The organism is Candidatus Neomarinimicrobiota bacterium, from assembly GCA_012964825.1.
Taxonomy (GTDB): domain Bacteria; phylum Fidelibacterota; class Marinisomatia; order Marinisomatales; family S15-B10; genus UBA2125.
In genome coordinates this window covers 66963-74148 of record DTTI01000058.1, presented here as the reverse complement: position 1 = coordinate 74148, position 7186 = coordinate 66963, and the positions used below count along the sequence as shown (strand labels likewise).

The window sequence follows — 7186 nt, the reverse complement described above, 5'->3', positions numbered from 1 at the left end:
GCTATAACATCGTCAATTTTGTTCAACACTTCAAGAGAACGGTCGGCCTCCTCAGCCGTCAGGTCATTTGAATCGATCTTTCTGTTTACTTCTCTTATCCAGTCGAAAACTTTCCCCATGGCTTTAGCTATATTCAGGTCGTTATTCATCGCTTTCCTGAATTCATCCAACACCAACATAGGAAGATCAGACTCATTTCCAGAAGAACTCGTTGCAAGCTTTTCCAGCCTGCGTCTGAAATCCTGAAACCGGTTAACAGCCTGATTTGCAGCCAGAATATGTTCTTCTGTTAGATCCACCTTATGTCTGTAGTGTGATGAGGTGAGCAGATAACGAATGGCCGAAGCGGTGTATCCCCTGTTTATCAAATCAGTGATGGTATAGAAATTCTGAAGCGATTTGCTCATTTTGGCTCCATTCACCAGCAGGTGTTCACAGTGCAACCAAAAGTTGACAAACAATTGGTCGGTAGCACAGACACTCTGGGCAATTTCATTCTCATGGTGAGGGAAAATCAGATCAACACCACCACAATGAATATCGAATTCTTCACCAAGATATTTCATGGACATAGCGGAACATTCTATATGCCACCCGGGCCTGCCTCGCCCCCAAGGCGAATCCCACACGATCTCACCGTCCTCCTCTTTCCACGCCTTCCAAAGGGCGAAGTCCTGAGGATTTTCCTTACCGTATTCATCTTCAGCCACCCGATCCGTGCTGGAAAGTTGCGTAATGTCAATACGGGAAAGCCTGCCATAATCCGGAAACGAGCCAATCTTAAAAAAGACAGACCCGCCATCTACAACGTAAGCGTAATCTTTGTCTATAAGCTTTTTGATGAGATCAATCATGTCACCAATGTGATCGGTGGCCGCAGGCAGCACCTCAGGTAGATCTATATGAAGAGATTCGGCGTCTTTTTCGAAAGCTGTACGGTACTTAGCCGTCAGTTCTAATAAAGATTTCCTTTTCTCACCGCACTTTGCGATAATCTTGTCATCTACATCTGTAATGTTCATAACATGATTAACATCGTAACCGAGGAAACGGAGATACCGTTTCACAAGATCGAAAAAGAGGAAGGCGCGGAAATTACCGATGTGAGGAACATCGTAAACGGTCGGTCCGCACGAGTACATCCGGACAGTCTCGCCATCCAGTGGCTTGAAAGTTTCAAGCTCCCCGGAAAGTGTATTAAACAGTTTGAGACTCAAAACGGTTTGACAGGCTTAAGCATATCGGCATCGATGTGGACTGAAATGGCTTGCTGAATACCGTCCACGCGGATTACAAAGCGGGTCTCCCCTGCTTTCCTTGAAAGAATACCTCGCACGCCCACTAAGGGACCGCCACCGATTTCAACTTCATCACCAATATCAAAATAGTCATGGGCATCAGGAACATAACCTCCCTCCAACATTTGCCTTACAGCTTCCACCTGTTTATCGGGAACGACGGCATAATTACTTCCGATTTTAACAATATGGTGAACACCGTAAGTCTGAAGTACATACAGCGTCTCATTCAACGGTATGCGAGCGAAGAGATAACTCCTAAAAAGGGGCATCCATACCCATTTTTTGCGATCTTTCCAGAACCTTAAGCGCTTAACTAGCGGAAGATAACATTCTATTCCTTTCATCTTGAGTTCGCTGTCGGCTGTCTTTTCATGCCGCGGTTTGGTATAGATTGCTAGCCAATGTTTTTCCCTGCCGTTATTTTCCATGGAGTGCCATTTCACAAAGTTTCAAAACAAGATCTTCAAACGAGATTCCCATTATCGACGCCGCTTTCGGCACCAGACTTGTATCGGTCAGTCCTGGGAGGGTATTTACCTCCAGACAGAAGAAACTGTCCTCCGGAGTGAGCCTGAAATCGACACGGCTGTAGTGGCGGCAGCTTAGGAGGTTGTGAATGGCAAGAGAAGACTGAGCCAATTGACTGGCCAAAGCCGCAGGCATCTCAGCCGGACAAATGTAGTTAGACATCCCCGCTGTATACTTACACTCATAATCATAATGATCGTGAGATGGGAGGATTTCAATGCAAGGAAGAGTTTCTTCGCCCAATATGCCTATGGTGAGTTCCCGGCCGGGAATATATTCTTCCAATAGAATACCGCTATTGCACTTTTCAGCTGTCTGCACAGCTGGCAACAGTTTAGCTTCTGATTTCACAATCGTAAGTCCAACAGTACTCCCCTCACCGTTGGGTTTTACGATCAAAGGATAGTTACGGTTCTTTTCACCGAAGGCTTCGAAGTCTTCACTACTAGAAAAAAAATCCCAGCCCGGAGTGGGAAGTTCATTCTCAACCATCAGCTTTTTTGAAGCCAATTTGTCCATTGCCAGGGCGGATGCATCAGGTCCTGAGCCGGTGTAGACAATGCTCTCCTCTTCGAGAATACGCTGAACAGTCCCATTCTCACCTTCTCCACCGTGAAGAGCCATAAAAACAACGTCAGCCTCGAGAAGGTTCGCAAGGTAATTCCGGATGTCCCCTTCATAATCACAGGCGAACACATCTGTCCCTGTCCGCTGAAGAGCCCCGACCACCGCTTCGCCACTATGGAGAGAAACCTCCCGTTCGGCAGAGTTCCCGCCCATGAGGACAGCAATTTTCACCGTTGTGCCTCCTCTAAATCGACAATATGTTTAGCACAATCACTTAAATTGTCTCCAACAAAATCGGCTGAAAGTTTCCCATTCAAGATTTCTCTTTCAGTCCTCTGTCCGTTACCTGTCTTGACCAATATCGATTGCACACCAACAGCATTTGCCGCCGCCACATCCGCTACCGAATCACCAATCATATAAGAAGAAGTGAGATCAATTCCATGATCGTCTGCCGCTTTTGTGAGCATTCCAGTAGCCGGTTTCCGGCAATCGCACCGATCCTCAGGAGTATGGGGGCAGTAATATTTATCAATAAGGAATAGCTCGTGCTTCTCAAGCAATGAATCAAGTTTATTATGAATGGCCTTCAAGGCCGTTTCTTCAATCAAACCTCTCCCTATACCCGATTGGTTGGTTATCAATATGAAGGGCAGTCCGGTAGCAGATAAGGTTTTAAGTGCATCTATGGTCTCGGGATGAAGCTCATAATCGTCTGGTGAAGAAATATAACCGGGATCCGGATTTAAGGTTCCATCCCTGTCAAGAAAAATGGCCCCCATTTTTTCAGAATCATGTATTCGGGGCGCTTCTTCAGATTTCACATCGCTCAGTTTGAGAGAACTTTTCAGAAAATAGTAGGCACCTATCACAACAAGGGGAACAAAACCGACAGCATGGTTAATGATGGCATATGCCTGTGCTGGAGCTTGTGCCACAGCAAAAACCTCTACCAGCATCAAAACTGCACCGGCATGGTATGTCCCAATAAAACCGGGAGCTGAAGGGAGTGTAATTACCATTGTTACCGAAACCAAAAGAATCCCCAATTGAAGCCACGACAGATCAATACCTAAAGATCTTGCACAAAGCCAAGTAATTCCCCAGTACATAAGCCATAGAGAAACTGAATAGAAAACCAGAGATACCGGTCGCCTGATTTTTCTGAGCGTCACCAACCCTTCTATAAATGAATGAAACATCTTCTTCATGCGAATCCCAACACCACGCTGAAGGACAGCTATATTTTCCATTTTCTCCACCCAATCGTGGTGTGAAGCAGAAATCCAAAAGAGAGCAGCTGAAACAATGATCACAACCGCCGAAAGGGTGAGCCCGCTGTTCGCCAGCCACTGTGGAATATCATAAGATGAAAATAACGCAAGTATCAAAAACATGATGCCCAGCATGTCTACAACACGCTCAATGACAATGGTACCAAAAGCTGTGGAGAAGGTTACAGAATGTTCGTTACGGTTCAGGGCATAAGCTCTTAAGAACTCCCCTAACCTTAATGGAAGGACGGAGTTGCCAAAATAGCCGATCATAGTAGCGGCAAAGAGTGGGTGTGTCTTTACATCTTTTATGGGAGAAAGGATAATGTGCCACCTGAGAGCCCTCACCCAGACACTAACGATCATCACTATAACAGCAATAAGAATCAATATCCAGTCCACAGACCTTAAGACTGTCATGAGGCTGCCAAAATCCATCTGGCGAAAAGCGAAATAGAGGCCCCCCACGCTGAACAAGATTCCGATTATTACTTTTTTCACGCTAGTCCCGCAAGTCTATAATTTCACTGGCAGTCAGTTTTCCCATTTTAAGATCTTCTGGGTTTACTAGAGGTCCCACTGACAGAACATCCACATAGATCTCCAAATCTTTTCCCGAAACTGCCTTTATGGTTTTTGGCATCCACTCATTCTCCTTTACTGAGATCCAAAGACGGTCAAAACCAACAAGCGTTTCAGGAATAAGGCTCAGGCTGATCTGTTCATTATTGACTTCTATATTTTCTACTATAAAGCCGCCGAAATCGCTTAGCAGTACGGCAAAGAGGTTTGACGGATCACGGCGGTTGAAGTAATCAATGAGTACCTGATCCTCTTCCGGATACCTGACACTCAAAACAGAATTCTGTATAAGTACATTCATAAAAGGAAGGTCAAGGCTGAGATAATTTCTGCCTAAAATTTTCAGCGTCCCCTTCCCTTCCCATGACTCTTCATCAAGACGGTAGAACCAGAACACCTCAAAGGTGTGACCCTTTTTATCAAGTAAAGTGGCTGAGATGTCGTACAAGATTTCCTTATCAACCTGAAAAGCACCGATGCTGCTCAAAACAGAAAGTCCCACAATGGGGACGAGAAGATGTTTCAGTGAAAACAAATTATCCTCAAGACGATTCATCGTCATCCAGCACTTGAAGATAGGATTCGTCAACAAGAACCTCTCTCGCCTTGCTGCCAGTGAAAGGACCCACAATGCCAAGCTGTTCCATCTGATCAATGAGACGGGCTGCCCGGGAATAGCCGACCCTGAAACGCCTCTGGATTAGGGAAATGGATCCCTGCTGGTGAGTGATCACAAGGCGAATAGCTTCTGTGAGCAATTCATCCTGACCATCTTCAGATCCACTAAGCTCTCTTTCTATACCTAGCTGTGTCTTTGTACCCTCCAGCTTTATTTCATCGGCTGTCGGCTGTGACTCAATGTGCGTAACTATCCTGTTAATCTCTTCAAGTGTAACGAAAGAATTGTGAAGCCGGATTGTATCAGATGTGCCGGGTGGCAGGAAAAGCATATCACCTCTGCCCAGCAGTTTTTCAGCACCATTCATATCAATGATTGTCCGAGAGTCAACCTTTGTCGCAACCTGAAATGCTATCCGAGCTGGGAAGTTTGCCTTAATAACACCGGTAATAACGTCCACTGAGGGTCGTTGTGTTGCCAGTACAAGATGGATACCCACAGCACGAGCCATCTGGGCAAGGCGGGCAATAGATTGCTCAACCTCCTTCGGCGCCCTCAGCATTAGGTCAGCCAATTCGTCAATTATCACCACAATGTAGGGCATGTTTTCCAGGCTGCTGTCTTTATTCGATTTGTCTCGGTATTCCTGGATATTTCTCACCACAGCATCAGCCAGCACATCATATCTTCGCCCCATCTCCTTTTCAGCGGCACGGAGAGCAAGAACAGCATTCTCAGGTGTTGTAACCACATATTCATCAATATCTTCAGCGGTGATAAGGTGATGTTTTTCAAGCGTTCTGTAAGCCGCCATCTCCAGCTTTTTTGGATCGATCAAAATGAACCTGACTTCCTGAGGGGTTGAACGGTAAAGTAAAGATGAGACAATTGTGTTGATGCAAACCGACTTACCTGAACCAGTAGTTCCCGCTATGAGCAGGTGCGGCAATTTATCCAGTGCAATAATGTAATTCTCTCCACTGGTTGTTTTGCCAAGAGCTACGGTCAATTTGGAGGCAGATGAGATAAACTTTTCAGAATTGACAACGGAACGCATATAGACAATGGAGGGATTCTCATTGGGGATTTCAATGCCGACAGAAGATTTGCCTGGGATGGGCGCAATCACACGCACTCTTGGTGCTCTCATGACACGAGCCAGATCATCTGAAAGCTGAACAAATTTATTGACGCGAACACCTTCAGCCGGTTCAACCTCAAACAGGGTAATGACCGGTCCGGGAGCAATGTTGACCACATTCCCTTCAACGCCAAAAGTCGCCAGAGACTGTGTAAGAAAATCAGCCTTATCCACAAGTTCGCTATCGGAGGCACTGGGGGTAACTTCCTCGTAATGGTCAAGATAATCGACAGAAGGAAGCTGATAAGCTTTTTTTGGTGCATCTTCTACGGTAGCATTAAAATCGATCTCCTCCTCAATCACTTCCTGTCCGATTGTGTACTCCCCTGCACGCTCTTCATCCATTGCGGGGGCCTGTGGTTCTTCAGCAGTTTCTTCTTTCTCAACTTCCGCCTCTGGTTCATTAACATCAAAAAATGTCTCCTCTTCCTTCGGCGGATTGACCTCGGTCTCTTCAACTTCGATACCGGCCTCTTCTTCCAGTTCCTCCGGAACTTCAACCTCTTCCACTTCTGGTTCATCTGGCTGAGCGAGAACTTCATCCTCGAAGTCCCGTCTTTCCCGAAGCTGGCCAAGCAGTTTTTCTGTATGTTCTCTTTTCTGAGTTTCCACGCTTTTTTCAGGCTGAATCTTCTGCCCCCGTTTGACCACACCTGAAAAAAAGGTGACAACCTTCTCTACATGATCATAAAAATTCCAGTTAAAGTATCCCCGGACAACTACAAATGAGCTGGCTAGCAAAAGAATTACGGTACCGATGGTGCCAAGAAAATCGTGAAATAGTTTTGCCAACATGGCACCAACAAGTCCGGAAGCCTGGTAGCTTTCTGCATCCTTGGTAACTACCATCAATCCCAATAATACTGAGACGATGAGTCCCATGAGAAGCGTATGAACAGTCAGTTTTCCAAGAAATTTGGGGGTCTTTTTGCTAAACAAAACCCATCCCCAAGCAATGCCGATGATAGGTAATATAAAAGAGACATAACCGACAGCCATCTTGATGAAGAAATGGCCAATATAGACGCCAAAGATCCCCGCCCGATTGGAGATGGCAATGTTGGGTGAAATGGTGGGTTCTTCAGCAGCATCATAGGTCATCAAACTAAGCAAAACAAAGAGAGATACCAGAATAAGAAGTATACCGATGATTTCTCTCTTGCGATCCATATCG

The 7186-nt window shown here is 45.7% G+C and carries 6 protein-coding genes; all 6 read right to left on the bottom strand.

All coding sequences use genetic code 11. From position 1 onward, the window contains the following. A partial coding sequence (locus EYO21_06015) for a cysteine--tRNA ligase (GenBank protein HIB03364.1) occupies positions 1-1217 on the bottom strand: 1217 nt, incomplete at its 3' end. Next, on the bottom strand, positions 1214-1729 hold the full coding sequence (locus EYO21_06010) for a UpxY family transcription antiterminator (protein HIB03363.1): 516 nt from the start codon (positions 1727-1729) through the stop codon (positions 1214-1216). The genes EYO21_06015 and EYO21_06010, both read right to left, overlap by 4 nt. After that, positions 1719-2627: a D-alanine--D-alanine ligase gene (locus EYO21_06005; GenBank protein HIB03362.1), complete on the bottom strand. Its 909-nt coding sequence runs from the start codon at positions 2625-2627 to the stop codon at positions 1719-1721. The genes EYO21_06010 and EYO21_06005 overlap by 11 nt, the downstream gene beginning before the upstream one ends. Further along, positions 2624-4171: an HAD-IIIA family hydrolase gene (locus EYO21_06000; GenBank protein ID HIB03361.1), complete on the bottom strand. Its 1548-nt coding sequence runs from the start codon at positions 4169-4171 to the stop codon at positions 2624-2626. The genes EYO21_06005 and EYO21_06000 overlap by 4 nt, the downstream gene beginning before the upstream one ends. 1 nt (position 4172) lies before the next feature. After that, positions 4173-4808: a hypothetical protein gene (locus EYO21_05995; protein HIB03360.1), complete on the bottom strand. Its 636-nt coding sequence runs from the start codon at positions 4806-4808 to the stop codon at positions 4173-4175. Then, positions 4795-7182 carry a DNA translocase FtsK gene (locus EYO21_05990; protein ID HIB03359.1) on the bottom strand — a complete coding sequence of 796 codons (2388 nt, stop codon included), beginning with the start codon at positions 7180-7182 and terminating at the stop codon, positions 4795-4797. The genes EYO21_05995 and EYO21_05990 overlap by 14 nt, the downstream gene beginning before the upstream one ends. Positions 7183-7186 lie beyond the last annotated feature (4 nt).

Excerpts from the sequence above, each read along its gene's own strand:
- EYO21_06010 (HIB03363.1), bottom strand. The coding sequence starts at position 1,729 with ATGGAAAATAACGGCAGGGAAAAACATTGGCTAGCAATCTATACCAAA.
- EYO21_05995 (HIB03360.1), bottom strand. The coding sequence starts at position 4,808 with ATGAATCGTCTTGAGGATAATTTGTTTTCACTGAAACATCTTCTCGTC.
- EYO21_05990 (HIB03359.1), bottom strand. The coding sequence starts at position 7,182 with ATGGATCGCAAGAGAGAAATCATCGGTATACTTCTTATTCTGGTATCT.